A 25,538-nucleotide genomic window follows, 5' to 3' on the forward strand; every position below is an offset into this window, starting at 1 on the left:
GGTGCCGGGCCGCCCGCCGGCCGGCGGGTGGGCCTGGGCTAGCGTGCCGGGCATGAACCGCGCCGCCGACCGGCTGGAGCTGGTCACCGATCCGGTCCGGCGGACCGGGCGGACGCTGCTGTCCGCCGGCGTCGAGCAGTCGTACGTGGATGTCGAGGATCCCCGGCACCTGCACTTCGAGTACGTCCGGCGGATCGCCTCGGCGGTGGAGGTGGCCGCACCGGCGGGCGTGCCGCTGAGCGTTCTGCACCTTGGTGGTGGGGCGTTGACGCTGCCCCGCTGGCTGGCCGCCACCCGGCCCGGCTCCCCGCAACGGGTCGTCGAGCGGGACCCGGCGGTGGTCGAGCTGGTCGCCCGGGAGTTGCCGCAACCGCCGCCGCAGGTGCGGGTGGAGATCGCCGACGCCCGGGACGCGCTCGCCGCCACCCCTGCCGCCTCCTGCGACCTGGTGATCGCCGACATCTACCGGGCGGCCCTGATGCCCCGGCACGTGCGCACCGTCGAGTTCGCCGCCGAGGTGGCCCGTACCCTGCGCCCGGACGGGATGTTCCTGGTCAACGTCACGGACCTGCCTCCCCTGGTCGCCACCCGGGTGCAGGTGGCCACGGTGCGGGCGGTCTTCGCCGACGTGTGCGTGCTCGGCGACCGGCGGATGCTGCGCGGTCGGCGTTACGGCAACCTGGTGTTGGCCGCGACGTCCCGACCCGGTGGGCTCCCGGTCGGCCGGCTGGCGGTGGCCGCGCTGCGCGACCCGGTGCCGGGCGGGCTGCTGCACGCCGCGGCACTCGACACGTTCGTGGCCGGCGCCCACCCGGTCACCGACGCCGACGACGCCCGCCGCTGAGCGTCCGGCCGGCGCGAACCCGCACACCCGCAGAGCGCGCGACGCCTCGCGTCGGCCGCTCCTCAGCCGGCCCGGCGCGCAGAGCGCGCGACACGACGTTGGCCGTTCCTCAACCGGCCCGGCGCGCGGAGCCCGCGACACGACGTCGGCAGTTCCTCGGCCGGCCGGCGCGTCGGGAGAGCGGCCGTCGCGTCCGCAATGCCGGGTTTTCGACGACGAGTGCGGGGAAGGCGCGGCGGATGAGCAACGCCGACGACCGGGTGACCGCCCGCCGCACCCTGATCGTGATCGGTCTGGTGCTGGCCACCGCGTTCGCGCTGGCCTTCGTGTACGCAACCCGCAGGGTGCTGGTCTGGGCGGTGGTCGCCGCGTTCTTCGCCGTCGCGCTCAAGCCCCTCGTCGACCTGTCGCAACGTCGCCTCGTGCGGCGGCGGTCGCTGGCCACGCTGCTGGTGTTCCTCGTCGTGTTCGTGCTGCTGGCGATCCTGGCCGCGCTCATCCTGGTGCCGCTGTTCGGGGAGTTGGGCCGGTTCGCCGACCGGGCGCCGGGGTTGTTGCACGACGCCCGCGCCGGCCGGGGCCCGCTGGGGCAACTGCTGGAGCGCGCCGGCGCGCGCCGCTACGTCAGCGAGCACTCCGAGCAGCTCCGTGACCTGGGCACCCGACTGCGGCAACCCGCGGTGGGCGTGCTGCGCGGTGTCGTCGAGACGGTCGCCGGGCTGGTCACGGTCGTCGTGTTGGCGTACCTCATGGTCCTGGAGGCACCGCGGATAAACAGTGGCCTGCTCGCGGTGGCCGGGGACGGTCAGGGTGAGCGGCTGCGCCGGGTGGGCCGGGAGGTGTCGCGCACCGTCACCGGCTACCTCACCGGCAACCTGGTGATCAGCGTGCTCTGCGGGGTGTTGACCTTCGTGGTGCTCGTCGTCACCGGTGTGCCGTTCGCGGCCGTGATCGCCCTGTTGGTGGCGGTGGCCGACCTGATACCGCTCGTCGGTGCGACACTCGGCGCGGTGATCGCGGCCGGGGCCGGCTTCCTGCACTCCCCCACCGCCGGCGTGGTGGTCCTCGTCTTCTTCGTGATCTACCAGCAGGTGGAGAACCACCTGCTCCAGCCACTCATCCTGTCCCGGGCGGTCCGACTCAACCCGCTGACCGTGCTGGTCAGTGTGCTGCTCGCGGCGGAGCTGGCCGGCCTGCTCGGCGCGCTGCTGGCCATTCCCGCCGCCGGCATCGTGCAGACAGTGCTGCGCGAGTACGGTCCGCGTCGGTTGCGGCCCGCCCCGCCGGCCGGCCCGGATGCCCGGTCGGCCGGTCCCGCGCACCAGCAGGGATGAGGCGCTGTCGTTTCAGCGGCCCCGGGTCGCCACCTCGGGTGTGGTGCTCTCCAACGGCACCGCGTTCGCCGGGACCAGCCCCAGTTGGACCGCCGAGCGGGTCAGCGCGGCGTCCAGCACCCAGTCGGCGCTGACCCGCGTGCGGTTGCCCGGCATCGCCATCAGGTGGTACGCCCGGGTGACAGTCTTGGCCGGCAACCCGGCCAGGTTGACCTGCAACGGGTTCGCCGCCGCGTCCTTGCCACCCAGGTCGACGACCCAGCCCAGGTCGTGGTGCTTGTACGGCTTGCGCTTGCCGAAGCCGTACGACGCGGCGATGTTGTGCGCCGCGCGCTTGCCCTGCCGCTGCGCGTGCTGGGCCGTCATCCCGCAGATCTTGCCCGGGTTCACCAGGTCGGGCACCGCTGCGGCGTCGCCGCAGGCGAACACCTCCGGGTAGCCGGGGACGTTGAGGAACTCGTCGACCACCAGCCGCCCCCGGTCGGTGCGCAGACCCAGCTCGTTGACGAACGGGTCGGGGCGCACGCCGACACACCACACCAGGGTGCAGGTCGGCACGTACTCGCCGTCGGTGAGCTTCACCCCGTCACAGGTCGCCTCCGCCACTGACGTGCCCAGCCGCACGTCCACGCCACGGCGGTTGAGCACCCGGTGCGACGTCTGCGACATCCGCTCGTCCATCTCGGGCAGCACCCGCGGTGCCACGTCCAGCAGCATCCACCGCGGCCGGACCGGGAGCCGGGGCCGCTGGGCGTGCAGCGCGTCGGTGAACAACTGCCCGTGCGCGGCGACCTCGGTGCCGGTGTAGCCCGCCCCGACCACCACGAACGTGGAGCGCGCCCGCTGCTCGGCCGGGTCCTCGGCCTGCTCGGCCAGTTCGAGCTGCCGGACGATGTGATCATGCAGGTAGACGGCCTCGGGCAGGCCGCGGAAGCCGTGCGCGTACTCGGTCACCCCCGGGATGGGCAGCAGCTTGTTGACGCTGCCCACGGCGAGGATCAACCTGTCGTACGCCAGCCGGTTCTTCTCCCCCTCCGCCTGGGTGAAGCCGACCCAACGGTTCTGTAGGTCGACGTGGTCCGCCTCGCCGATCACCACCCGTACGCCCTTGAGCGTCCCGGTCAGCGGCACCGCGATCCGTTTCGGCTCGACCACCCCGGCCGCCACCTCGGGCAGCAGCGGGAGGTAGAGGAAGTAGTCGGTGGAGTTCAGTACCACGATCTCGGCCCGGTCCCGGGCGATCCGGCTCAACGTCTTCGCCGCGTGGTAACCGGCGAACCCGGCCCCCACGATCACCACACGAGGTTTCGTCATTGCGGGCCGTTTCCCGTCGAAGCCCCGAACAAACGTCCGCTGCCAGTCGCGGTCAGCTTGGCTGAAGCCGGACGTGGCCGCTCTGGCCCACCGCCTCCAACTCCCACTGTTGGCCGAACGCCCGGACCCGCTCGGCGGTGATCCGGCCCAGCTCCGGTGGGACGTCCGGGTCGAGCACCAGCCGTCCCTCGATCGGGTTGATGCCGAGCATGGCGCGGATCAGGGCCAGCGGCGTGCCGGCGGCCCACGCCTGCGGACTGCACGCGGTCGGGTACGGGATGGCGAAGAGCAGCCGTTCCCGGTCGAACCCGCTGAGCGCCTCCGGCAGCCGGTGGCCGAACTGTTCGGCCGCCTCGAACATCGCCAGACTGATCCGGTTCGACTCGGCCCGGTAGCCGTAGCGGGCCAGGCCGAGCGCGGCGATGGAGTTGTCGTGCGGCCAGACCGTGCCCAGGTGGTAGCCGAGGGCGTTGTAGAGCGGCTCCTCCCGGGACAGCGTGCGGATGCCCCACCCGGAGAACATGTCCGGTGACATGAGTTGTCGCACCACCGCGTCGGCCCGCTCCGGTGGCACGATCCCGCTCCACAGCAGGTGACCCATGTTCGACGTCTTGGAGTCGACGCGGTTCTTGTCGCCGTCCAGGGCGACCGCGTAGTAGCCGCCCCGTTCCTCGATCCAGAAGTCCTGGTTGAATCGCTCGTACAGGGTGTTGGCCTGGTCGCGCAGCCGGCACGCCACGGAGGGGTCGTCCAACGGCCCGTCGAACAGCTCGGCCAGTCGTAGTTTGGCGTCGTAGGTGTAGCCCTGTAGGTCGCAGGTGGCCAGCGGGAGCACCGGGATTCGGCCGTCGGCGAAGACGACGCCATCCGGGGAGTCCCGCCAGCACTGGTTGCCCAGCCCTTCGGGCGAGCGGGTGGCGTACTCGACGTAGCCGTCACCGTCCCGGTCGCCGTACTCGTCGATCCAGCGCATCGCGGCCACCGCGTTGTCCCGCAGGTGCCGGACGGTCTCGTCGTCGCCGGTCCAGCGCCAGTACTCGGAGAGCAGGATCAGCCAGAGTTGGGTCGCGTCAGCGGTGCCGTAGTACGGCCCGAACGGTTTCTCGCCGCTGCGGGTCAGCTCGCCGCTGCGTACCTCGTGCAGGATCTTGCCGGGCTCCTCGTCGGTGAAGTCGTCGCACGTCTCACCCTGCAACCGGGCCAGAGCGAGCAGGGTGCCCTTCGCCAGCGCGGGTCCGGCGACGAGAGTCTGGTAGGCGGTGATCAGAGTGTCCCGACCGAAGACGGCGAGAAACCAGGGCAGTCCGGCACCCGGCAGCAGAATCCGCTGCCCCTTGACCTCCAGGTCGAGCCGCAGTGCCGCCAGGTCGTTGCGGGACTGCCGCACGGTGTGCTCCAACGCCGCGCTGTCGCTGTGCAGCACCGCCCGGTCCTCGAGCCACCGGCGCAGCGGGTCGTCGGCCCGGCCGTGGATGACATCGGCGATGTCGCCCCGGACCGGCTCGACCACCCCCATTCCGGGCGGCAGCGGCACGTGCAGGTCGACCTGCCACTCCTCGCGGGGGCCCAGGTCCAGATCCCACACCAGGTCGTCGCCCTCGATCCGGTCGGCCGGCTTCGCGCAGCACACCCGGGTCTGCGCGGAGAAGTCGCCGCGCTGGTAGGAGAAGCACAGCTCGGACCCGTCGGCGGCGTGGTGACGACTGATCTCGGCGGAGCGGTCCCGGACCCTCGACTTGACCTCGAACAGGTCAGCGAAGTCGGCGGCGACGGCCAGCCGCAGCTCCACCCGCACCGGCTCCAGCCGGAAGGAGACCAGTTCCACACGCTCGTGGAACCCGTCGCCGACGTAGCGCAGCCGCCGCACACCCAGCGAGTTCGGCGGCAGCCCGGGCAACTCCGGGTTGGTGAGCACGTACTGCGCGGAGTAGTGGTCGATCGTCTCGGCGCGCAGCACCAACAACTCGCCGCCGTTGACGGTCAGACTCCACCCACTGATCAGGCGGGTATCCAGGTGCACGAGCCCACCGATGCTGCCCGTCGGCACATCCCCGCACGCGTTGGCGTACAGGAACGTCGGCCCACTGAGCACGGCAAGGGAGTCGGGACCCAACTCGGGCGGGATGGCCCGCTGATCGGCGCTGTCCGCATCCGCGACGGCCAGGCCGGGGAAGGGGTTGGCAGGGGTCGCGCGGACGGCAGCCATGACACCCACGGTATGAAGAAGAGCACTGAGCGTCATCACCCGGTCCGGGTGAAAGTTTCCGACCGGCCTACGGGGTCGGCGGCCGCTGCCAGCGCACCGTCACGGTGAGCTGACCCTGAACACCGGTCCGGGCGATCACCGCACCGGCCTCCGCGGTCAACTGGACCCCGAAGCTGATCTCGATCTCGTCCGGACGGTGGGCCATCGACTGGAACTGGCCGAGCGCGGCGGAGGCGGCGTCGCGGACCTCCGACAGCGCCCGATCGAACGTCGCCCGCGCCTCACGAACCACCTTGCCGGCGTTGCCGGCCGGCGTCACGCCGGCCCGACCGTCGACCTCGACCACCACCGAGCCGCCACCGTCGAGGTCGAATCTGCGCAGTTCCGTCATCGCTCACTTCCTCTCTCATCGGGCGGCACACAGGTCAGATCCAACCACTCGGCCTTCGGCACCACTTTGTCCCTGAGTTTTTCGAGTTCGCCCAGCAAGCTGCCCAGGCGCTCCGGTGCTTCCAGGTAGACGAGGATCGCCCGCTCGAACGCCGTGGCCATCGCCGCCGGCATCAGGTCCGACGCGTCCCAGCACAGGGTGCCGGTGCGCAGTCGTTCGGCGACCGCCGCGAGGACCCTGTCCTGGGGTGCGGGTGCGTCGCCGCGCCGGCTGAAGGCCACGCCGCTGGTGGCCTCACGCCAGGCCGTCTGGGCCTGCGTGGAGGCGAGATAGCTCATCAGCTCCCTGGCGCGCTCGGTGTCGTTGCTGTCCTTGGCGTCCCGGCTGGTCCTGCTGTGCCGGAACATGACCGCGACGTCGTCGGAGACCTCGTGCAGCGACTGCGTGGCCTTCGGCCCGATCGGCGGTGTGGAGAAGAAGGTGAACGGCGGATCGGCGTCCGTCTGGCTGGACGGCTTGGGCTGCGGGTACTTCCGGACCACGAAGGAACCCTGGTGGTTCAGGTGACAGCGTGGGGGAATCACCACCTCTTTCACCTTACCGGGGAACAGCCCGTTGGCAGCCGTCTGGAACGTGGTGTAGAGGCTGGCTCGGGCCGTCTGCTCCGACGAGACCCCCAGCAGGGCGCCCCAGGTTTCCCAGGCACCCTTGACCTGCGGAGAATCCCAGTGGAGGTCACCGCGCGTCCATTGCTCGTAGGAGTCCTCACCGGACTGGTGCAACAGGATGTCCTCGATCCAGTCGGTGCCTGGCCAACCGGAGACCGGCTGGGCACTCATGCCGAGGCACCAGCGCACCTGCTTATCACCGATCCTGCGCTGGGTCAGGGCGACCAGCTCGCCCCAGGTGCTCGGTGGAGACTGGCCGAACTTGTCCAACTCGGTCGGGGCGTACCAGACCACGCTCTTCAGATGGGTGGTGATCGCGACCGCGTAGGGGAGCGTGTCGCCGGCCTGCCCAGCCTTGGGCGCGAGCTTGACCAGCTGCGGATCAGCACCCGGGTCGGTCGTGATCGGGCCCTCCAGCGGCACCAGCTGGCCGGCGTTGACGTACCGTTGCAGGTCGTTGACGCGGGGCAGGACCGCGACGTCGGGCGGGCGATCGCGCTCGATCGCCACCTGGAGCACCTGGCTGACGTCCCGGTGCCCCTGGTAACGGGCGTGGATGCCGGAACTCTTCCTGAATTTCTCCAACACCGCCCGGAACGCGACCTCCTCCTCATCGGTCCACGGGCCGAGGACCGTCAGCTCATCGGTGGGCGCGGCGGCCTGCCCGTTCACCGCGACACCGGCGAACAGCACCGTGACCACCGCCAATGCCGTCCGAGCCACCCGTCCGTTGCGCTTCATGGTCACCGCTTCTCATATTCCGCCAGGCGGGGGTAGAGGCCCAGGAGGACCAGCCCCGCGATGACGAGCGCGAGAACGCACAGCACGATCTCACCGAAGCGGCTGTTGGCCGCCTCGTCGGCATCGTTCGTGATGTCACGATCGGCCCTGACCTCGGCGTCGTCAGTGCTGGCTGTCTCGGCCGCGCCGGCCCCCAGCGTCGGGGGCGGGGACGGGAACGGGTTGCGCAGCTCCTCGGTGGTGTCGACGCAGGCCTCGGCACACTGAGTCTCCACCTGCTTCGCGAGGCCGTAAGCGGCACGGGCGCCGACCTCCATGAGCTGCCGCTTCCTGCTGTCGTCGACACCGTGGACTCCCGCACGGGTCTGGTCCAACCTGTCCGCCGACCAGAGGCTCAGCCCGGTGAGGGCCACCATCCCCACCACCGCGACCGTGGCCAGCAACAGGGGGACGTTCACCATCCGGCGGAAGCGGCGGGTCAGGTGCGCCTGTGTCCGCACCAACAGCACGCCGAGCGCGAGCAGCGGCAGCAACCAGACGGCCGCGGTCAGCGTGTTCGTCCAGCCGTTGTCCACCTGGTCGTCAAGGGCGATCAGTTGCTTGCCCCGCAGATCCTCCAGCCGGACCAGGATGTCGGTCAACAGGCTCGCCGCGTCCCGGAGCGCGGCCACCCCGAGCGCCGTCAGGCTGGTGTCCCGGAAGCGCGCGTCGGCCTGGCCGATCAGCCCGGTGTACGTGACCAGCAGCGCCTCGATCGTCTGGATGTCCTGGGTGCCCTCGTCGCCGGCCGCGTTGTTCTCCGCCACCAGAGTGAGGTATTGGCCGGCGGCCGCGATCTGGCGCTGGTAATCCACACCGGGGCCACCGAGGACGGCACCACCCTCGGCGAGATTGTTCACCGCCGAGAGGTGCGCGTTGCGCAGCGCCTCCTGCGCGTCGTAGCTGGCGAGGATCGCCGGTACGGACCGTTCCTTGGCCATGTCGGCGTTGCCGGCGACACCGAGGAAGACCGCGAGGCTGGTCGCCAGCGCCACCGCCGTGAGCGCGAGCAGCCACCGCCGCAGGAGCACGAGGGTTTGCCGGGTGGTGCTGACCCCGGGTGGCGTGCGTGCGTCCGCCGTCATCGCCGCACCGTCACCTTCGGATCGTCGTCGAACGAGTTGCCGCAGTTCTCGCACCAGTCCGAGCCGGGCGGCGAACTCTCCAGACAGACACCGCAGATGATGTCCGCGACGGCGGGCCCGCGCGGCACCGGCGGGTGCAGCGGGTTCTGCACCGAGTCGACGATGCTGACCTTGATGTCGGTCTGGCTGAGACTGTCCTTGAGCCGGACGAGGCCGCCGGGCTCGATGTCCACCAGGTGCCGCAGCTGCTCCAGGGCGGTCTCGTCGCGCGTCGCGGTTGCCAGCGCCACCGCTCGGGCCCACTGCTCGCGTGCCTGGTCCCAGTCGCGGCGGTCGTACGCGTCGCAGCCGGCGTTGATGGCCTGCCGGACGTCCACCTGCCCGGTCACCTGGGAGACGCTGAGATCGACTCGGGCCGACTTGGCCATGTCGACGGTCCAGTTCACCAGGACGGCCGCGGGGTCGGCCCGCAACTCCCCGTCGACCACCAGGTCCACCCGGGCAGCCGACCGGTCCTGTTCCAGGATGTCGTCGGGTGCCTCGACCCGCAGGCAGAGATGGTATTCCCTGCGCTCCGCACCCCACGAGCCCGTGGCGAACTCCCACGTCCGCTCGTCGACCCGCTCGGCGTACTCGGTGAGGTCCTGGATGGTGGGACTTGTCTGTTTGAAGAAGACCAGCTGCGCGTACGGCATGGTCCGCACCCGGATCCGAACGTCGGGCAGGAGCTTGGACAGCGCGGCGAGAACCGACTCCCGGAAGCTGGCGGCGAGGTCCGCCGGCCGGCGTACCGCCTCGGCGGTGCCGTGCAGCGCGGCGGCGATCCGCAGCAGCTCCGCGGGGTGCCAGCCCTCGCCGATGCCTCGGGGATCGCAGACGAACAGACCGGCGCAGCCGCGCAGGACGCGCTCCAGGTGCTCCTGCTCCTCGTGCTCGTTGATGCCGTCGGTGAGCAGCAGCACGTGGTTGATCGTCGACGACGGCGGAACCAGGTCACGTGCCGCCGCGAGCCAACTGCCCATCGCCGTCCCGTCGCTGGCGTCGAGGCGGGCCACGGCGGCCCTGGCCTGTTTCCGGGTGGCCGACGAGGCGGTCGCGAGCGTCCGGGTCGACGGGTAGACCACCTTGGCCTCGTGGGTCCCCTGGATCACGGCGAACCGGACACCGTCCGGCAACACGTCGATCGCCGCGGCGGCGGCCTGCTGCGCCGCGGCCATCTTGGTCGGTGGGTCCGCCATCGACCCGGAACAGTCGATCACCAGCACCTCGACCAGCTGGGAGGGATCGGCACGGACTGGCGTGTCGCCCTCGGCCGCCGGTCCGCGTCCGGTCACCGAGAGGATCGCGTGCATCTCCCGACCACCCACACGCAGGAACTTGTTCTGGTTGACCTCCAGGTCGAACTGGATCAGGGCATCCACCGGTTCACGCTCCGTTCCAGGTCGGCTTCGTCACCATCGGGTGCGGGGTCGGACGGCGTTGGCCCGGTCGACGAGCAGGTCGTGAGCCGCGCGCCGGGCGGCGTCGAGAGGGGGACCAGCCCGCCGGGTCCGGCCCAGGCGCGCGATGACCGGGGCCGGGAGATCGGCGTGCTGCGCCTGTTGGCCCAGGGCCCGGTAGGACATCTCCAGCAACTCACGGATGGCGCGTTGGGTCGGCGGCGCACCCAACACCGGGCCGCCGGTCAGCTTGGCGGCGTCGCCGGAACGGGCCAGGTCGAGTGCCATCTCCCGGATCGCCGTGGTCAGCCGGTCGCGCGCCTCACCGTCGAGAGTCAGCGCGGCCAGCCGGTGCACGGCCTGGTTGAGCTCGACCGCGGTGGGTGGACCGCCGGGCAACCGGGAGGACAGCACCCGCACCGCGGCGACCCGGGCGGCGTCGTGGTGCCGGGACAGCGCCGGCACCTCGTCGAGTACGGCCACAGCCCCAGTCCGGTCGGTCGCCGCCAGGTGGAGCCGGGCCAACCCGAACGCGGCGCTGGCCTGGAAGGGATCGCGCTGCCAGACGGCCGCGTAGTAGCGGGCCGCGCGTACGTGGTCGCCGGCTCGCTCGGCGCAGTAGCCGAGCGCGAGTTTCGGGGCGACCTCTCCCGGGATGTCGCTGTAGACCTCGTCGAACCGCTGCCCCGCCTCGTCGACGCGATCGGCGGCGAGCGCGAGCAGCCCGCGGTGCCAGGCGATCCGCCAGTCGACGTCGGGCTGGATGTCGGGCACCGTCTCGGCGGCGGTCAACGCCGCCGCGGCCAGGCCGGGATCCGCCAGCGCGAGGTGCGCCCGGCACCTGCTCAGCTCGATCTCCACCGACGTCTGCTCGACCATGGCGAGTTCCCGCAGCAACGCCTGCGGGTCCGACGCGTCGACGGTGCGGAGCACGTCGACAGCCGGGTCGCTCGGGTCGGGGCGGGGAACCGCCAGACCGAGGGCCACGTCGACGGAGGCCGGCAGGCCGTCGTCCAACGCGATGCTGTCACCGCCGTCGATCCAGGTGCGCAGGGGCACGGCCAGCCCGAGCCCCGCGTCGAGCAGTCGGGCGGAGGGCTGGAAGAGCGAGATCGGCTCGGGTTGACGCCGATCCGGTTGGCCCGCCAGGATTTCCCGCAACACCCCGAGGAGCTGCTCGGACATCTCGGTGGCGGAGGCGAACCGCCGGTCCCAGTCCGAGCGGACCGCGCGGGCGACGAGCCGGCGGAACGACTCGATGCCGAGGGCGTCCGGGCCCGCGCCGGGAGTGTCCGGGCCGGGTGTGCGGTACCGGTACAACTCCTCCAGGGTGCGACCGACGGCGAACAGGTCGGAGCGCACGGTCGGGCCCAGGGTCTGGAATTCGGTGTCGCCGACCGAGAAGTCGTCGGAGTGCACGACCCTCTTGCGCCCACTGTCGGCCTTACGGACCCCGCCGAGGTCGATCACCTTGATCCGGTCGGCGGTGCGCATCACGTTGTCGGGCTTCATGTCGGTGTAGAGCAACCCGCGCCGGTGCAGGTAGTGGAGTGCGGCGAGGATCTCGTGACCGTAGGCGAGGATGTGGTCGATCGGCAGCGAGACATCTGGCTGTCGCGGGTCCTTCGCGGCACCCTGCAACCTGCGCAGCGACATGCCGTCGAGGTATTCCATCACGATGTAGCTCGTGGGGCCGGCGTCCGGGTCGTCGACGGTGGCGAAGTCGGTGCTCCGCACGATGTTCGGGTGGTCCAACGCGTTGAGGAACTTGCGTTCCTTGACGGCGACATCGAGGGATGCCTCGTCGGCAGCGTGCAACACACCCTTCAACGCGACGTTGACCTGATCCTTGTGGGTGTCCTGGGCGAGGTAGAGCAGGCCCTGACCGCCATGGGTCACACAGCGGACCACCCGGTAGCGGTCGGCGACGAGGTCGCCGGGCCGCAGGCTGACCGCGAAGTTGAACGGCGTCCGGGTCGGGCAGTAGGGGCAGAACCCCTTGTCCCGGCCGGGTCGAGCGCCCCGGCTCCGACCGACCTGGTGCCCGTTGGGGCAGAAGCGGAACTCCTCTGGCACCCGGCGCAGGTGCGTGGTCACCGTGTCGGACGGGAAGGTCAGCACCGGCAGTGAGACGAGGCCGGCCACCGTCCAGGTGTCCCGAGCGGCCGGCCGGCTCGGGGCGGCAGCTGGCGCGTCGGTGTCGCTGGCGGTATCGGTGGGCAGGGGCGCCAGACCGCAGACGTCACAGAACCCGGTCTCGTCGACGGTGCCGGTGCAGCCCGGTCGGTCGCACTGGGGTGTCACGACGCGTCCCCTGCGCGTTGGCCGCCAACTCGGCGGGAAACCACTTCGGCGTATTCGCGCGCCGCCGCCTCGGCGGCCATCAACTCGCACGGCACGGCCAGGAGCAGGTCGTGCGCACGCCGGTACGAGGTGCCGAGCGCGGGATCCTCGGCGAACCCGTGCTGCACGGCCATCGCGCGGTAGGCGCCCAACCGGCCGTCCAACTCGGACCAGAGGCCCTCGCGCGCCGCGATCTCCCGCCGGACCGACTCCGCACTGGCCAGCGCCCGGTCGGCGGCCCGCTCGGTCGAGGCGAGACGAGCGGTCACCGGGTCGCCGCCAGCGGCACGCAGCTTCGTCAGCTGGATGCGCAGGTCGGTGGCCAAGGGCCGGAGCCGGGGCACGTCGGCGACCAGGGCGGCTGCCGCGCGATATGCCCGGCGGACGGTCTCCTCGGCGGCCTGGAGGCTGGCGACGCGACGAGCCAGCAGGGTGGTGCGCAGCGGGATCGACTCGCCGCTGAAGGTCAGCAGCATCCGCAGATCCTGGCTGGGTGCCTGGTCGACAAGGGGGAGAATCACCTCGGACAGCAGCGTCTCGGGGTCGGCGGCCCCGTCGATGTTGTTGATGATCATCGAGTGCGGTGTCGTCTCGGCGGCCCGGTCGCCGTCCGGCGCCGCGATCGTGGCGTCGGACCCGGCCCAGTCGGCGATCCGCTGGGACACCTCTCGCGCACTTCTGCCCGTCACGTCCACCGCGAGGTCGATGCTGCCGATCGGCGGAGCGGTGGGGTCCTGGTCCGGGTCGATCCGTGGCCGAAGCTCCCGGCTGGAGAGTACGGCAGCTCGACGCACCGCCGCGGCGACGTCGGAGCCACGATGGCCGATGACGAGGACGAGGACGTTGCCGGGCGAGCGGCGACCGAAGAAGGCCGTGATCCGGTCGGTGGCCTCCCGGTTCGCCGACGTGTCACCGGCCGACCGGAAGCTCGGGTCGACAGCGGGCTTTCCGGGCACCTGGCCGCTGATGGACGGGAGGCGGTTGAGGATCGTCTCGACCGGGATCATCCAGGACACCCCGCCCTGATCGGCCCCGCCGATCGCGTGCTGGTTGCGGTCGCCGTCCAGGTATGTGCTGACCACCATTCCGAAGACGTCCCCGGTCTCCACATCGACGACCGCCGCGCCGCTGAAGCCGGGCCGGACCCGGGGCTGGGTCGCGCCCGAGTTCATCTGGAACCGTTCCCAGCCCGCCCCGGACCGGCCCATGAGGGTGGCTTGGACGTACAGACCGTATTCGACTCCAGCCGGGAAGCCATACATCATGACGACACGGTCCACTGTCACGGTGCGGCGCAGCGGTGCGAACGGGCCCTGCGACATCGGCTCCGCAAGCTCGAGCAACGCGATGTCGTCCCGTTGGTCGCCGGTGGGTGGCCACCAGCAGCCGGGCACGACCCGGGCCGGCACCGTCTTGCTGCCCGGTTGGCCGAGCAGGTCGACAAGGACCTCCCAGGACGGCTCGGTGGCGGGTGACTCGGTGTCGCCGCCCGCGCTGACGACGTGGGCACAGGTCAGGATGCGGCGATCACTCAACGCCAACCCGGCGCCCAGAACCACGCCATCCGTACTTCGGACGCGAACCAGCCATGGCTCATTGCCACGGCTGTTCACCACCTCGCTGAGGGTAACGGAGTCGGATCATATCCGTTGACCCCCGCCATCGCGGTCACTCCGGTTTGGTGGGATTGCGGGCGATTATTCGCTCCCCCTCGCGGGCCACCCGGCAGCCGTCAGGACACGTTCGGCGCGGTGATCGCCCAGCGCTCGTGGTCACGCCAGGCGCCGTCGATGAACAGATAGTCCGGGGAGAAGCCCTCCAACCGGAAACCGAGCTTGCGCGCGAGCCGGCGGGATGGCTCGTTGCCCGGCTGGATGTTGGCCTCAAGCCGGTGCAACCCGACAGTGTGGAACGCGTGGTCGAGCACCAGCGCGACGCCCGCCGAGGCGTGCCCGGTCCCGCTGTACGGCTGGAACGCCGCATAACCCAGGAAACCGCCGCGCAGCGCACCCAGCACGATCCCGCTGATGTTCACGTAGCCGGCGATCGCACCGCTGACCCGGTCACAGATCAGGTAACCGGCACTGTCCCGGCGACGGATCCGCCGCAGGTAGCTGTCGTACTCCTCCGGTGTGGAGGGCGCGACCAGCCACGGGTGGTGCAGGTCCCGACTGCGCCGCGTGGCGGCGACGAACTCGCCGGAGTCGGTGGGCCGGGGCCTCCGGATCGCGGCCGGACCACCGGTACGCAGGTATCTCACGGCCGACCACTCTGACCGATCGGTGCCGCTTTTGTCCACTCCTCCCGAGCCCTGAGCAGGGCGGGGAGATGATCCCTGCTCCAGGCTCGCGCCGCCTCGATGAGCGTCAACAGGGTGCGTCCCAGCTCGGTGAGCTCGTACTCGACGCGGGGCGGATTCTCCGGGTACGCGGTGCGCACCACCAGCCCGTCGCGCTCCATCGCCCGCAGGGTCTGCGTCAGCACCTTCGGGGTGACGGCGCGAAGGGGCACCCGGATCTCGGTGAAACGACGCGGACCGTCCTGGAGACAGAGCACCACCATTCCGGTCCACTTGTCACCGATCTGGAATGGCATGGCGCCGGACGGGCACATCGGATCGAACATCTCGGGATCCAGATCTTTCACCATATGCCCCAAGCTATCCCAGTTTCTTTGCAGTAACCAGTATCTCGTGGATACCGTCCCTGGGGTCCACACCGACAATCACACAAGGGACGGATTCATGAGTGGCATTGCCATCTTCGGGGCGGGCGGCAGAGCGGGACGGGCCGTCACCGCCGAGGCGCGCGCCCGTGGACATCGGGTCACCGCTGTCGTCCGGAATCCGGCGACGACAGGCGACATCGGTACGGACGGCGTCACTGTGGTGCGGGGCGACGTCACGGACCCGCGCTCCACGTCCACCATCTCCCGGGGCCACGACGCCGTGGTCAGCACGGTCAGCCCCGCGTCCGGACCCGAGGCCCTGGCCGCCCTCGGCCGCCTCGACGACCAGTTCTACGTCAAGACCGTCGACGCGCTCCTGCACGGACTGACCGAGGCCGGAGTGGGTCGTCTCGTCCTCATCGGACTCTTCGCCAACCTTCGCGACGAGCACGGCCGTCTGATCCTGGACGACCCCGCGGCGTTCCCGAGCCACCTGCGCCCGTTCGCCCTGTCGCACACCGCCGGCCTGGACCGCCTCCGCGCGGCGGACACCGCTGTCGACTGGCTCATGCTCACGCCACCCGCGATGTTGGACGCGGCGGGCCCCCGACTGGGCAGGTACCAACTCGGCGGGGACTCGGTCCCCCCGTCGGGCAGATCCACGACCCTGTCGTACGCCGACCTCGCGGTCGCGGTGATCGACGAGATCGAAACCCCCCGACACCATCGCACCCGCGTCTCGGTCTTCGACTGACGCGCGCCGTCCGCGCCGGACACGGGTGGCGGCCCGGGGACGGCGCCGACGGGTTTCCGGCCCGCTAGCGGGGCGTCAGGAGCCAGAACTCCCCGTCGTCCGGGTCGGCCATCAGCACCCGGCCGCCGGCAGCGCTCGGGTCGGCGTCGACGACCGTCGCTCCGAGCGAGACCAGACGGTCGATCTCCGTCCGCCGGTCGACGTCGGCGGCCGGGGCGATGTCGAGTCGCACCCGGTCCCGGCCCCCGTTCGGCATGTACGGCGGACCGCCCCACGAGATCTTCGTACCGCCGTTCGGTGACTGGATCGCGGTCTCCTCGTCCTGGTCCCAGACCAGCGGCCACCCCAGCGCCGCACTCCAGAAGTAACCGACCTTCGGCGAGCCGTCGCAGGCGAGTGCGCCGATCGGCCCGCAGCCGGCGAGGAACCTGTTGCCCGGCCCGATCACGTCGAACTCGTTGCCCTCGGGGTCGGCGAGCACCACGTGGTCGTCCGCCGGGTCCTGGCCGATGTCGATGTGTCGCCCACCCAGTTCCAGTGCCCGGGCCACCGACCGCCGCTGATCCTCCAGCGAACTGCTCGTCAGGTCGAAGTGCATCCGGTTCTGGACGACCTTGGGCTGCTCGTTCGGGGCGAAGCGGATCCGGAACTCGGTGTCGGTGGTGGGCAGGACCAGGACGCCGTCGTGTGGGTCGTCGACCATCTGCCGACCGAGGAGCCCCGACCAGAACCCCGCGAGTCGCAGGGGCTGGCGCGCGTCGAACGTGATCGCGAACAGGTGTGCCGTCATCGCTACGTCGTCTCCCCTTCGGACCGGACGCCGTGCCAGCCATTGGAGCGGAAGCCTAGGGATGAGCCGGGCCACCCGCACCCGAGTTTCCGGCGCGGCGGCAAGCCCCTGCCGGGGGACGCCGAGCGAGCTGGTCAGCGGACGGGATACGCCGCGGCGGTGAAGGCGTGCAGGGCGATCTCGGCCGACTGCTCCAGGTGGGCGCGCGGCGCACCGGCCGCCGCGTGCACGGCCTGCCCCTCGGTGACGACGCTGAGGAAGCGGGCCAGGGCGGTGGGGTCGACCTCCGGTGCGAGGTCACCCTCGTCGACGGCGCGGTCGAAGCGGGCGGCCAGGGCGTTCTCGCCGGTCAGCCGGCTGGCCGCCAGGAAGTCGGCGATGGCCGCGTTGTCGGTGCCGCAGGCGGTGCCGCCCTGGATGGAGAGGCAACCGGCGGGACGGTCGGGTCGGGTCAGCGCCACCGCGTTCTCCCGCAGCAGCGCCGCCGCCACGTCCCGGGCGGTGGGCTGGTCCAGCGCGTCGCGCGCGTACGCCATCTCGACGTCGGCGTAGCGGGCCACCACCCTGCGGAACAGGCCCTCCTTGTTGCCGAACGCCGCGTAGAGGCTGGGCTTGTTGATGCCCATGGCAGCGGTGAGCTCGGTCAGCGAGGCGCCCTCGTAGCCGTGCCGCCAGAACACCTCCATCGCCCGGTCCAGGGCGTCGTCGGTGTCGAAACCACGCGGTCGTCCGGTTTGGGTCATGCCATCCGCCCCCTCACCGCACCCACTCTACCGCCCGGCCGAACCGATCGGTACAGAAGTTTGGGGAATGGCGGTGGACCCTGCTAGGTTTCGTTTCATACCGAGCGGTACAGAACAGGTGCGGGGAGTCGGCAGGACACCACGAGGCGGGCCCCGGCCCGAGGTCCGCGACGGCGCCGACCGGCCCCGGCGGCAGTGGCGGGAACCCGCCCCGCCGCTCTCCCGGTTCACCCCGCACACCAACCCCAAGGAGTACGCGTCATGGCTCAGCTCAATGGCAAGACCGCCCTGGTCACCGGTGGCACCACCGGCATCGGCCTGGCCACGGCCCGCCGCTTCGCGGCCGAGGGAGCGCACGTCTTCGTCACCGGCCGCCGCCAGCAACAGCTGGACGAGGCTGTGCGGGCCATCGGCCCGAACGCCACGGGAATCCGCAGCGACGTGAGCGACCTCGACGACCTCGACCGCGTCTTCGCGGCGATCACCGCCCACGGCGCCGGCCTGGACGTGCTCTTCGCCAACGCCGGCGGAGGGGAGTTCGCCGCCCTGGGCGCCATCACCGTCGAGCACTACGCCGATGCCTTCGACCGCAACGTGCGCGGCACCATGTTCACCGTCCAGAAGGCCCTGCCGGTGCTCAACGACGGCGCGTCGGTCATCCTGACCGGCTCGACCGCGGCGACGAAGGGCACCCCCGCCTTCGGGGTCTACGCCGCCTCCAAGGCCGCCATCCGCTCGTTCGGTCGCACCTGGGCCGCCGAGCTGACCGACCGCCGGATCCGGGTCAACACCCTCATCCCGGGCCCGACCGAGACTCCGGGCATCACCGGGCTGGCCGCCAGCCCGCAGGAGGCCACAGCGCTGGTGCAGATGCTCGCCTCCGGCGTGCCGATGGGCCGGATGGGCCAGCCGGAGGAGATCGCGAACGCCGCGCTGTTCCTGGCCTCCGACCAGAGCAGCTTCATGACCGGCGGCGAGCTCTTCGTCGACGGCGGCGCGAACCAGATCTGACCGAAGCGCTGCCCGACCACGGTGCCGGCCGACGACGAGACGTCGGCCGGCGCCGTGCGCGGGCACCGTGCGCGCATGATCGACTCGGTTTCCCTGATATCGGGGTGACCGCGACGTCCGGACACCCCGGGATCAGTGAGACGGAGTGGATCACGGGCGATCCGGGTGGCCGGGTGGGACGAACCAGCGTGCCAGCCAGGGGGTGAGTGCGAGGAGGGTGACGGCGAGGGCGGTGATGACCGCCTGCCCGATCCGTCCCGCGGTGACGCCGACCGCCGGGTCCAGCACGTAGTTGGCGTACCAGTTGGCGGCAGCGTCTGTCGCCAACACCGCGCAGCCCAGCGCGAGCCCTTCCACCCGGCGAGCCGCCAGGAGCAACGCGGCCACGGGATCCCACAGCGTCAGCGACGTGAAGTAGACAGTGAGCCACCCCGGCAGGGCGAGCTGCGGCCGGAACTCCGGAACGAGCAACTGGGCCACGTGCACCACAGTGCCGTACCCGAAGACCAGCACGGCTACGGACACGACGAGCCGGACCGCGAGCGGCGTGCCCCGCCATCGACCGATGCTCATCGGGCGAGGGCGTCGGCGAGACGGGCGATGCCGAACTCGCATGTCTCGTCGACGTCGCCGCCAAGCGTGAAGGCGCCGGCCAGTTCCACGCTGACGAATCCGTTCGCCCACGCGGTGAGCGTGCGTGCGGCTTCCAGGGCGTGGCGTTCGCCGGCGAGGTTCGTGGTCACCCGCAGCACGGGTTCGACGGCGTGGGTGAGGGCCTCGATGCTGGGCCCGGCGCGGTCGGATCCCGGGGCGAAGATCAACTGGTAGCCCCTCGGTCGGTCGTGTGCGAACGCGGCAAGGTCGCCTCGGTTTCCCTGATGTCGGGGCAACCGGTACACCCGGACACCGCGAGTTCAATGAACCCGAGTTGATCATGCCGCAGGGGTCGGGCGCGGGCCGTCAGAGCGGGCCGTCAGAGCGGGCTGGGGAACGGCTGTTCCAGCGGCATCGGCACCTGGAGGAACGTGGTGCCGCGCAGGTCCAGCCAGGCCCGGTCCGGTCCGCGGACCAGCCGCAGCATCACCGCCTCGCAGGACGGGCAGCGGGCGACCAGGCCCGGGGCGTGCGAGTAGACGTGCAGGCTGGCCATCGACCCGGTCGTCCCGCAGTTTTCGCAGCGGCCCATCGCGGTGCTCAGGTCGACGGTGAACAGCTCACGCATCGGGCCGTCGAGCATGTTGCCGTCCAGGTACGACATCTCGGTCATCGGATCTCCTCGGCGGTACGGGAGCGGGCGGGCGGTCAGCCGGTGGGGCCGAAACGTTCGGTCTTGACCCGCCGCGACGGGTGACCCAGCCCCACCAGCAGGTCGGCAACGGTCTCCACGAACGCGGTCGGGCCGCAGACGTAGGTGAGCGGTTCCAGGTCGGGTGGCCAGCCGTGCGTGTTGACGTCGGCCAGCCCGATCCGGTGCGGCTCGCCGCGCCAGCCCTCGGGCGCCTCGCGGGTGTAGACGTACGCGATGTCCAGGCCGAAGTCGTCGCGGATCCGACGGCGCAGCTCGTCGGCGTAGATCACGTCACCCGGCGTCCGCACCGAGTAGATCAGCCGGAACGGCGCCTTGCTGCCGGTCGCCCGCCGGGCGCGGATCATCGCCATCAGCGGCACGATGCCGGAACCACCGGCGACAAGCTGCACCGGCGCGGTCTCCTCGGGCCGCCAGATGAACCAGCCACCGAGCGGTCCGCGGACCTCCACCGGGTCACCGTCGGCGAAGACATCGATGAGGTACGGGGACACCTCGCCGTCGGGCACCCGCTGCACTGTCACCTCGATGCGCGGCCCGCCCGGGCCGTCCACCACCGGCCCGGCGATCGAGTACGACCGGGCCGCCTGGTAGCCGTCCGGCGCGGTGAGCCGCACGTCGACGTGCTGCCCCGGCAGGTGCCCCGGCCAGTCCGGCACCTCCAGCACCAGGGTCTGCGCGGTCGGTGTCTCCACCCGGCGCTCCACCAACCGGCTGACGTGCCACTTGTTGGGTGCCCGGCTCGGCGTGCTCGTCGCCACGGCGCGCTCAGTCACCCTGGTACCGCTGCTCGCGCCACGGGTCGCCGTAGTCGTGGTAGCCGGCGGTCTCCCAGAAACCGGGCTCGTCCATCGTCTTGAGCCGGAGGCCACGGACCCACTTGGCGGACTTCCAGAAGTACAGGTGCGGCACCAGCAGCCGGGCCGGGCCACCGTGCTCGGCGGGCAGCGGCGCACCGTCGAAGGTGTGCGCCACCCAGGCCCGGCCGCCGCGCAGGTCGTCGAGCGGCAGGTTGGTGGTGTACCCCCCGTAGGAGTGCGCCAGCGCGAAGTGCGCTCCGGTGTCGACGCCGTCGAGCAGCGTGTCCAGCGAGACGCCCTGCCAGGTGGTGCCGAGCTTGGACCAGCGGGTGACACAGTGGATGTCCACCATCGGTGTCTCCTGCGGCAGGGCCATCAACTCCTGCCACGACCACCGGTGCTCGCTACCGTTCTCGGCGGAGATGACGAACTCCCAGGTGTCCAGGGAGACCCGGGGCGTCGGGCCGGCCGAGAGCACCGGGAAGTCCTCGGTCAGGTACTGACCGGGTGGCAGGGCCGGCTCCTGCGTTCGGGGCCGACCCTGAAAGCCCGGTGACACGATTCCCATGGCACAGTCGTACCACCCGCGCCGGCCCGACCGGGAGCTTTCCGCCGTACCTCCCGGTCGTCGCGGCGTGGCGCGGTCAGTGCCGCTCCGCGACGACCTTACGGTCCTCGGGCAGGTCGCCGCCCCGGGTGGCGCGCAGGCTGGTCAGCGTGACCACCACCAGCACACCGATGATCACGCCGAGTGAGGCCAGGGTGGGGATCTGCGGCACGCTGTCCCAGATGCCGTGCGCCCAGTGCAGACCCAGCTTGAGGCCGATGAACGCCAGGATGACGGCCAGACCGTAGCTGAGGTGCACCAGGCGGCTCAGGGCCGCGTGCAGGACGAAGTAGAGCGCCCGCAGGCCGAGCAGGGCGAACGCGTTGGTGGCGAAGACGAGGTACGGGTCCTCGGTGATGCCGTAGACGGCCGGCACCGAGTCGACGGCGAAGACGATGTCGGTGGCCAGCACCGCCACCACCACCAGGGCGAACGGGGTGAGTGCCCGCTTCGCGCCCTGCCGGACGGTCATCCTGGTGCCGTGGTACTCGTCGACCACCGGCATGACCCTGCGCAGCAGCCGCACCGAGCGCATCTTGTTGATGTCGACCTCCTGCTGGTGCCCGGACATCGCGTCGCGCAGCAGCTTCACCGCCGTGGCGATGAGGATGATCGCGAAGAGCAGGAACGCGAAGTCGAGGGTCTGCAACGCCGCCGCGCCGAGGGCGATGAAGACGGCCCGCAGCACCAGCGCGCCGGCGATGCCGTAGAGCAGCACCCGCTGGGCGAGCACCGCCGGCACCGCGAACGCGGCCAGCAGCAGCATGAAGACGAAGAGGTTGTCGACCGAGAGCGACTTCTCCACCAGGTAACCGGTCAGGTACTCCACACCCTGCTGGGAGCCGTAGCGGGACCAGAGCCAACCGCCGAACGCCAGCGGCAGGGCGATGTAGAACGCCGACCAGCCGATGGCCTCCCGCATGGACACCTCGTGCGGCCGACGGGTGACCAGGAAGTCCAGCACCAGCAGCAGGAGCACACCGACGATGGTCACCGCCCACAGCGTGGGCGTGCCCACCGACGCCAGGTCGCTGGCGGCGGACAGATATGACACGTCACTCATTGGGGTCTCCTCGAACACCGTCATGTTCGAGGTCTCCTTCACCCATCACCTGATGGGCAACCACCCGAGGCGCGCCGGGCGCGCCGTACTGACCGGAATGGTTCGTGGGAAGTACTCCCCTCGCACGACAAGGTTAGGCCCTGCCGAATCGCCGCGCCAAGCGGGACATCGATGGTTGCCCTGGTAAACCGCTGTGTGTGCCCCGGTCAGGCACGGCGCAGCGTCGCCCCCGGCGCCATCGCCGGCTCCACCAGGCCCCGATAGTCACGCGGCAGTTGCGTGGCCACGTCATCGAACTCACCACCGGTGATCGCCTCGCGCAACGTGGTGAAGACCGCCCGCGTCGCGTCCCGGGCGGCCGGCTCCGGCACGCGTGCGCGCAACGCCACCCGGGCCACGAACTCGGCCGCCCCGAACCGGTCCGCCTGCTCGGTGCTCGGGCTCGGCTTGAGCACCAGCTGCAACGGTTGGGGCAACTGGGCCGCGAGGTCCAGAACCTCACCGCCGGTCAGCCGCTCGGCGAACGTCTCCAACACGGCCCGGGTCAACTCGACCGCCCGCTCGGACGACGTCGCGGTGCGCTGGGAAACCTGGTCGATGAAGGTGTCGTAGTTCATCGCGTACTCCCTTGAGGCTCGCGTCGGCGCCTGCGGGTACCCGCGGCGGCCGCCGGGAAACGGCGCCGGCATTTCTCCCCGGGGTGGGCGTGACCGTCCGGCGGGCGGGTAACCGCCGCCGGTCGTGACCACATCGATGCCCCGAGGGAGCCCACGCCATGGCGAGCTACGCCGACGTCCTTCAGTACCTGTCGAGCCTGGACTACCCGGCCGAGAAGAGCGACGTGGTCCGCGAGGCCGAACGAGAGGGCGCCCCGCCGGACGTACTGAAGGCGTTGCGGGCCCTGCCACCCGTGGACTACGCCAACGGCACCGAGGTGGCCCGGTCGGCCGGCATCGAGGCCGCCCCCGAGGTGGGCCCCGCCCAGCGGGCCGAGCAGGCCAGGGACAAGACGCACAACCGGGTCTCGCAGCACCTACGCGGCATCTGACCCGACGGTGGCGGCCACGGCTGCGACACACGGAGTTCACCGATGACCCGGCCGCCCTCGCTCCCGCCCGACGTGCGTTTCCCGGCCGCCGTGCAGCTCGCCGTGGTGGCGGTGGTCGGCGTCATCGCCGGTCTCCTCTTCGCGCTGCTGTTGCCGCTGCCGCTCGCCGCGCTCGCCGGCTGGGACGTGGGCGCACTGAGCTGGCTCACGCTGGTCTGGCGCAAGCTCTGGCCGATGGACGCCGAGCGGACCGCCCGGCTGGCCGTACACGAGGACCCGAACCGGGCGATCCGGGACGCGCTGCTGCTCGTCGCCTGCCTGGCCAGCCTGCTGGCCGTGGGACTGGTGGTGGCCAGCGCCCAGAGCGCGCCACCCGGCCTCGGCCGGGAAGCACACGGCGGCCTGGGCGTGCTCAGCGTGGTGCTCTCCTGGTTCGTGGTACACACCGTGTTCGCCGCCCGGTACGCCCGGATCTACTACACGGGCCCGGACGGCGGGGTGAACTTCAACCAACCCGACCCGCCGTGCTACTCCGACTTCGCGTACGTCGCGTTCACCATCGGGACGACGTTCCAGATCTCCGACACCAACCTGACAAGCAACGAGATGCGTCGTACGGTGCTGCGGCACTCGATGGTGTCGTACCTGTTCGGCGCCTTCATCATCGCCGTGACCGTGAACCTGCTGGCCGGTCTGGCCCGCTGAGGGCTTGCTCGTCCCGGCCGGGTGCGCCAAGGCTGATCCGGGCGGGCGGGTGCGGAGTGTGCGCGTCAGGCAGAGGGATCGCGCTGGCCCCCGGGGACGACACGGGGCGCTGCTGCGGCGGCACGGGAGGAAGGGCCGGGACAGGCGGGCGCCCCTGGTCACGAACCGCGACTCAGGGCGCCACGCAAGCCTGCCCAGGCGGTGAACCACGTCCGAACCGGTCGCGGTCACCAGGCGGTGGATGCCCACTCGAACCGAGCGGCCAGCACTGCCGGGTCCAACCATACGACAGAACATCCTCCATTTGGTCAGAATCTGGCGAAGTGTGGGCCAGGGCACGTCATGGCCGACCGGTCACCTCCGCGTACCGGTGCTCCAGGTCGACCCGGGCCAGCGCCCCCACCAGCCAGGCCAGGGCGCTGGGCTTGGGTGGTTTTAGCCGTGCAGGGTGCCGCTGCGGTCGCGGGCCTTGAGGCGGGTGGTGGGCAGGGCGGGGGCCGGCAGCGGCGGCGCCGAATCGTCGGCGACCACACCGAAACGCCCGTCCCCCGCCATCCAGTCCTCCCGGGCGGCGGCGACCTCCTCGTGCGAGCGACCGACGAAGTTCCACCACATCACCAGCGGCTCCTCGAACGGCGTACCGCCCAGCAACAGCAACCGCGCCCCGGCCCCACCGCGCACGGTCAGCTCGCGGCGGCCCGCACCCAGGTAGAGCAGCGCCCCCGGCTCGAACCCGACCCCGGCGGCCTCGGCGGACCCGGACATCGCCAGCACGGCGTACTCGAAATCGGGCCGCAGCGTCAGCGTCGTCGGCGCCTCGCCGCGCAGCTCGACCTGCACGCCGACCAGCGGGGTGTGCACCACCGCCGGTGACCGCTGCCCGGCGAACTCGCCGACCAACAGGGTGAGGTCCAGATCGCCGTCGCGCCAGCGCGGCAGGTCGGCGTGGTGCGCGAAGTCGGCGGCCCCGGCCCGCGCCGGGTCCGGCAGCGCCACCCAGAGCTGCACGCCGTGCATCACCGGCGGATGGACGGCCGGTGACCGCTCGGAGTGGGCGATGCCGTTCCCCGAGGTCATCACGTTCAGTTGACCGGGCCGGATCGGCTGAACGTTGCCGAGGCTGTCACGGTGCAGGATTTCACCGTCGAGCAGCCAGGTCACCGTTTGCAGGCCGGTGTGCGGGTGCGGCGGCACCTCCATGCCGGGGCGCTGCGCCACATCGTCCGGGCCAAAATGGTCCACGAAACACCAGGCGCCGACCATCCGGCGGGCCCGCTGCGGCAGCAACCTCCGCACTGTGGTGTACCGACCCAACGGCACGTCGTGGCCGGGCAACAGCACACTGCCGGGATCCACGTCGGCCACGCCAGGTGGGCGGGTCTGCGCCAGCATTGATTCGGTACGCTCCACCGCCCGACTGTACGCGCACGCCCACCCGTCGCCGCAGCGCTTCCAGGTCAGGGGCCCGCACCGACCGCGGGGGCGGGACGTGCGGGGCGCGGGACGTGCCGCTGGCCGGCACCCCGGGTTGCGGGTGCCGGCCAACGGTCGGTCGGTGTGCGTGCCGTGGGTCAGCTGTTCCAGTACTGGCCGACCAGATCAGCGGCCTGCTGCTCCCACTGGGCGTAGGCGTCGGGGTA

The 25,538-nt window shown here is 71.2% G+C and carries 26 protein-coding genes; 6 read left to right on the forward strand and 20 right to left on the reverse strand.

Translation table 11 applies throughout. The annotated features are described in order from the left end of the window. Positions 1-52 precede the first annotated feature (52 nt). Both AB0A95_RS26785 and AB0A95_RS26790 read left to right on the forward strand, forming a co-directional pair. A complete protein-coding gene (locus tag AB0A95_RS26785) occupies positions 53-844 on the forward strand; it encodes a fused MFS/spermidine synthase (protein ID WP_357558504.1) in 792 nt (263 codons plus the stop codon). Positions 845-1,083: 239 nt separating this feature from the next. Continuing rightward, positions 1,084-2,178 carry an AI-2E family transporter gene (locus tag AB0A95_RS26790; protein ID WP_357558505.1) on the forward strand — a complete coding sequence of 365 codons (1,095 nt, stop codon included), beginning with the start codon at positions 1,084-1,086 and terminating at the stop codon, positions 2,176-2,178. A gap of 12 nt (positions 2,179-2,190) precedes the next feature. Here the strand turns inward: AB0A95_RS26790 and AB0A95_RS26795 are convergent, their stop codons facing one another. From AB0A95_RS26795 to AB0A95_RS26840, 10 genes are all read right to left on the reverse strand, one after another. Next, positions 2,191-3,492, reverse strand: coding sequence for an NAD(P)/FAD-dependent oxidoreductase (locus AB0A95_RS26795; protein WP_357558506.1), 1,302 nt, complete (start codon positions 3,490-3,492; stop codon positions 2,191-2,193). 52 nt (positions 3,493-3,544) lie between these two features. Beyond that, positions 3,545-5,698, reverse strand: a complete 2,154-nt coding sequence (locus tag AB0A95_RS26800; RefSeq protein WP_357558507.1) for a glycogen debranching N-terminal domain-containing protein — start codon at positions 5,696-5,698, stop codon at positions 3,545-3,547. 67 nt (positions 5,699-5,765) lie between these two features. Then, the gene (locus AB0A95_RS26805; protein WP_357558508.1) at positions 5,766-6,089 is read right to left on the reverse strand and encodes a CU044_2847 family protein; all 324 of its coding nucleotides are present in this window, start codon (positions 6,087-6,089) and stop codon (positions 5,766-5,768) included. Beyond that, positions 6,086-7,498 carry an extracellular solute-binding protein gene (locus AB0A95_RS26810; RefSeq protein ID WP_357558509.1) on the reverse strand — a complete coding sequence of 471 codons (1,413 nt, stop codon included), beginning with the start codon at positions 7,496-7,498 and terminating at the stop codon, positions 6,086-6,088. Before AB0A95_RS26810 ends, AB0A95_RS26805 begins: the two co-directional genes overlap by 4 nt. Positions 7,499-7,500: 2 nt before the next feature. Further along, positions 7,501-8,622, reverse strand: coding sequence for a hypothetical protein (locus AB0A95_RS26815; RefSeq protein ID WP_357558510.1), 1,122 nt, complete (start codon positions 8,620-8,622; stop codon positions 7,501-7,503). Continuing rightward, positions 8,619-10,043: a VWA domain-containing protein gene (locus AB0A95_RS26820; RefSeq protein WP_357558511.1), complete on the reverse strand. Its 1,425-nt coding sequence runs from the start codon at positions 10,041-10,043 to the stop codon at positions 8,619-8,621. The genes AB0A95_RS26815 and AB0A95_RS26820 overlap by 4 nt, the downstream gene beginning before the upstream one ends. 30 nt (positions 10,044-10,073) lie before the next feature. After that, on the reverse strand, positions 10,074-12,365 hold the full coding sequence (locus AB0A95_RS26825) for a tetratricopeptide repeat protein (RefSeq protein ID WP_357558512.1): 2,292 nt from the start codon (positions 12,363-12,365) through the stop codon (positions 10,074-10,076). Next, positions 12,362-14,020, reverse strand: a complete 1,659-nt coding sequence (locus AB0A95_RS26830; RefSeq protein WP_357558513.1) for a serine protease — start codon at positions 14,018-14,020, stop codon at positions 12,362-12,364. Before AB0A95_RS26830 ends, AB0A95_RS26825 begins: the two co-directional genes overlap by 4 nt. Before the next feature lie 116 nt (positions 14,021-14,136). Then, positions 14,137-14,664: a GNAT family protein gene (locus tag AB0A95_RS26835; protein ID WP_357558514.1), complete on the reverse strand. Its 528-nt coding sequence runs from the start codon at positions 14,662-14,664 to the stop codon at positions 14,137-14,139. Then, the gene (locus AB0A95_RS26840; protein ID WP_357558515.1) at positions 14,661-15,053 is read right to left on the reverse strand and encodes a helix-turn-helix domain-containing protein; all 393 of its coding nucleotides are present in this window, start codon (positions 15,051-15,053) and stop codon (positions 14,661-14,663) included. The genes AB0A95_RS26835 and AB0A95_RS26840 overlap by 4 nt, the downstream gene beginning before the upstream one ends. Positions 15,054-15,147: 94 nt before the next feature. On the opposite strand from AB0A95_RS26840, the gene AB0A95_RS26845 reads away from it, so the two are divergent. Beyond that, complete coding sequence (locus AB0A95_RS26845; protein ID WP_357558516.1) at positions 15,148-15,825, forward strand: NAD(P)H-binding protein; 678 nt, start codon at positions 15,148-15,150, stop codon at positions 15,823-15,825. Between the two features lie 64 nt (positions 15,826-15,889). On the opposite strand, the gene AB0A95_RS26850 is transcribed toward AB0A95_RS26845, so the two are convergent. Together AB0A95_RS26850 and AB0A95_RS26855 are read right to left on the reverse strand one after the other, a co-directional pair. Next, on the reverse strand, positions 15,890-16,615 hold the full coding sequence (locus AB0A95_RS26850) for a VOC family protein (RefSeq protein WP_357558517.1): 726 nt from the start codon (positions 16,613-16,615) through the stop codon (positions 15,890-15,892). A gap of 134 nt (positions 16,616-16,749) precedes the next feature. Beyond that, positions 16,750-17,358 carry a TetR/AcrR family transcriptional regulator gene (locus AB0A95_RS26855; protein ID WP_357558518.1) on the reverse strand — a complete coding sequence of 203 codons (609 nt, stop codon included), beginning with the start codon at positions 17,356-17,358 and terminating at the stop codon, positions 16,750-16,752. Between the two features lie 261 nt (positions 17,359-17,619). Between AB0A95_RS26855 and AB0A95_RS26860 the strand changes: the two genes are divergently transcribed. Further along, positions 17,620-18,369 (forward strand): SDR family oxidoreductase, encoded by a 750-nt coding sequence (locus AB0A95_RS26860; protein WP_357558519.1) that lies wholly within the window; start codon positions 17,620-17,622, stop codon positions 18,367-18,369. Between the two features lie 150 nt (positions 18,370-18,519). On the opposite strand, the gene AB0A95_RS26865 is transcribed toward AB0A95_RS26860, so the two are convergent. The 7 genes from AB0A95_RS26865 to AB0A95_RS26895 form a co-directional block, all read right to left on the reverse strand. After that, positions 18,520-18,942, reverse strand: coding sequence for a hypothetical protein (locus AB0A95_RS26865; RefSeq protein WP_357558520.1), 423 nt, complete (start codon positions 18,940-18,942; stop codon positions 18,520-18,522). Then, complete coding sequence (locus AB0A95_RS26870) at positions 18,939-19,268, reverse strand: TetR-like C-terminal domain-containing protein (protein ID WP_357558521.1); 330 nt, start codon at positions 19,266-19,268, stop codon at positions 18,939-18,941. Before AB0A95_RS26870 ends, AB0A95_RS26865 begins: the two co-directional genes overlap by 4 nt. A 74-nt stretch (positions 19,269-19,342) precedes the next feature. After that, the gene (locus AB0A95_RS26875) at positions 19,343-19,636 is read right to left on the reverse strand and encodes a DUF6510 family protein (RefSeq protein ID WP_357558522.1); all 294 of its coding nucleotides are present in this window, start codon (positions 19,634-19,636) and stop codon (positions 19,343-19,345) included. 35 nt (positions 19,637-19,671) lie between these two features. Continuing rightward, the gene (locus tag AB0A95_RS26880) at positions 19,672-20,436 is read right to left on the reverse strand and encodes a ferredoxin reductase (RefSeq protein WP_357558528.1); all 765 of its coding nucleotides are present in this window, start codon (positions 20,434-20,436) and stop codon (positions 19,672-19,674) included. Between the two features lie 7 nt (positions 20,437-20,443). Next, on the reverse strand, positions 20,444-21,043 hold the full coding sequence (locus AB0A95_RS26885) for a sulfite oxidase-like oxidoreductase (RefSeq protein ID WP_357080493.1): 600 nt from the start codon (positions 21,041-21,043) through the stop codon (positions 20,444-20,446). A 76-nt stretch (positions 21,044-21,119) separates the two neighbouring features. Beyond that, positions 21,120-22,145, reverse strand: a complete 1,026-nt coding sequence (locus AB0A95_RS26890) for a TerC/Alx family metal homeostasis membrane protein (RefSeq protein WP_357558523.1) — start codon at positions 22,143-22,145, stop codon at positions 21,120-21,122. A 206-nt stretch (positions 22,146-22,351) separates the two neighbouring features. Then, the gene (locus AB0A95_RS26895) at positions 22,352-22,762 is read right to left on the reverse strand and encodes a DUF2267 domain-containing protein (protein ID WP_357558524.1); all 411 of its coding nucleotides are present in this window, start codon (positions 22,760-22,762) and stop codon (positions 22,352-22,354) included. 158 nt (positions 22,763-22,920) lie between these two features. Here AB0A95_RS26895 and AB0A95_RS26900 point away from each other — a divergent pair, with 158 nt between their 5' ends. Together AB0A95_RS26900 and AB0A95_RS26905 are read left to right on the forward strand one after the other, a co-directional pair. Then, positions 22,921-23,193, forward strand: coding sequence for a DUF2795 domain-containing protein (locus AB0A95_RS26900; protein WP_357080502.1), 273 nt, complete (start codon positions 22,921-22,923; stop codon positions 23,191-23,193). A gap of 42 nt (positions 23,194-23,235) precedes the next feature. Next, a complete protein-coding gene (locus AB0A95_RS26905; RefSeq protein WP_357558525.1) occupies positions 23,236-23,898 on the forward strand; it encodes a DUF1345 domain-containing protein in 663 nt (220 codons plus the stop codon). 435 nt (positions 23,899-24,333) lie between these two features. Here AB0A95_RS26905 and AB0A95_RS26910 read toward each other — a convergent pair whose 3' ends face one another. Next, positions 24,334-25,308, reverse strand: coding sequence for a pirin family protein (locus AB0A95_RS26910; RefSeq protein WP_357558526.1), 975 nt, complete (start codon positions 25,306-25,308; stop codon positions 24,334-24,336). Between the last annotated feature and the right edge of the window lie 230 nt (positions 25,309-25,538).

Source organism: Micromonospora sp. NPDC049230 (genome assembly GCF_040647875.1).
Lineage (GTDB): Bacteria > Actinomycetota > Actinomycetes > Mycobacteriales > Micromonosporaceae > Micromonospora.